This is a genomic window from Frankia umida (assembly GCF_023242945.1).
GTDB lineage: Bacteria > Actinomycetota > Actinomycetes > Frankiales > Frankiaceae > Frankia > Frankia umida.
The window spans coordinates 1-1642 of the sequence record NZ_JALKFT010000088.1; the positions used below are offsets into that span (position 1 = coordinate 1).

General features: G+C 63.2%; 2 protein-coding genes. Both read right to left on the reverse strand.

Annotated elements, in window-relative coordinates; genetic code table 11:
* Nucleotides 1-192: 192 nt before the first annotated feature.
* Complete coding sequence (locus MXD59_RS25880) at nt 193-621, reverse strand: hypothetical protein (protein WP_248827179.1); 429 nt, start codon at nt 619-621, stop codon at nt 193-195.
* A gap of 405 nt (nt 622-1026) precedes the next feature.
* On the reverse strand, nt 1027-1642 hold a 616-nt coding region (locus MXD59_RS25885), incomplete at its 5' end, for a hypothetical protein (RefSeq protein ID WP_248827180.1).

Here is a 1642-nt window from a genome sequence, read left to right on the forward strand (position 1 = left end):
CAGCGATCATCGAGACCGAGGAGGCGCTACCCACGAACCAAGCAGCCTGATGTCTCACCGGGATTGACAGGCTCCGAGCCGAGGGAATCCCGTGCAACGGAGCACACGTGGTCGGTGAGCCGCGGCGTGCGACAGGTCCGCGGGCTGTTACCGGTCGGCTGCTGGCCGGACGACCAGGATGCGACGCACAGGTCAAGGGCGTGTGCGCAGTGGCTGAGTCCCCCCTCGGACACGTTCCATTACCCCACGGTAGGCCGGGTTGATCTTCAACTCGGCCTTCACTGTGTTGGTGGATGGCTGGTAGGTCAGCCGAAGGTCGAGCTGGCGGTACAGGTCGGCCTTCTCTGCAGGCTCGGCTTCGCCGAGCGCGCTGGCCATGTCACCGAGGTCCTCGACCAAGGCAGCGATCTCCTCGTGGCTCAGCGCCTGTGTCTGTGTTCTCCGCGCCTCGCGGAGGTTCCGTTCGGCGGCGGTCTTCGCCGCCTGGGCCTGGGCGATCCAGCTGGTGATGACCACGGGGTCCGCGCCGGCGTCCAGGGCTGCCCGGTAGTTGACGAGTTTGGCGTTGCTCTCCTCGATCGCCCGGCGGGCCTGGTCGATGACCAGATCATGGGATGACATGTTGGCCTGGGCTGTCGCCATGGCCTGCAGGGGGCGGTGTTGGCCACCAGGCTCCAGCCGTCGCCGCCCGCGCGCACGAGCCGGCCGCCACCCGCAGCTTGTCGGGCGCGGACCGAGCCGGGGGGCGGGTGGGCGGCATCGGCGAGGAGTCCGACCTCGCGTAGCGCGCGTACCACGGCGGGATGGTCCGGGGCTGGGGCGCGCGGCAGCAGGTCGATGAACCGTACCGACGGTTCCAGGTCGGTGTCGCCCCAGTTGAGCCGGTCGAACTCGATGACATAGGGGCCACGGGTGTCGGCGAGGTCGAACTCCCGACACCAGGCGCGGGCCGCGTGAGGCTACCCCAATTTATTCAAGCTGGGCGGATAGCGGCGGCGACCGTAACATTGGCACTATGGGGAGGGTTTATTCGGGTCGCGCGACTGCCGTAGGGAATGGCCCGAGCATCCACTGAGGTGTCATCTCGATGCCCGCGATGCGTTCAATGAACATGAGGGCCGCCTGGGGACCAGCATTTTCGAATGGTAGCTCCGCTTCTTCGGGAAGGGCGCCGTCGGAGCTGTAGTGAGCCGTATCGAAGTCGCGTATCGTTAGACCATCGAAGGCCACCCTAACTCTTGGCATGCCCCATGGGAATCCACATTGGATTGCTATCGTGCCCCTGGACACAGGTTCCAGAAGCTCGTAGCTCGGAAAACGAGTGCCATGTTCGCTAATCGCGACCCAGTCGGTGGATGAAGCAGGCATCACCGCCACATAGCATATCGTCGAGTTCATGTCGATCGGAACAACTTCAGATATAACGCGCTCCGTCAGTACTTCGGGTGTAATTCCATACTTCGCTAGAACGTTTTCCAAGGAGCGAGACTTCACAAAGAGGTAGTAGCCGTTGTCGTCCGCACCGTAATCTATGACCCAGCTAAACTTCTCGTAGGTATTCTCCATGTAACTGGTCAGGTATCGCTTTGATCTTCGGTTAGGTGGTTGCGGGCATCCAGGGACGACCCTCGGCGAGTTGGAC

Coding starts and splice junctions, on each gene's coding strand:
- MXD59_RS25880 (WP_248827179.1), bottom strand. CDS start 621: ATGTCATCCCATGATCTGGTCATCGACCAGGCCCGCCGGGCGATCGAG.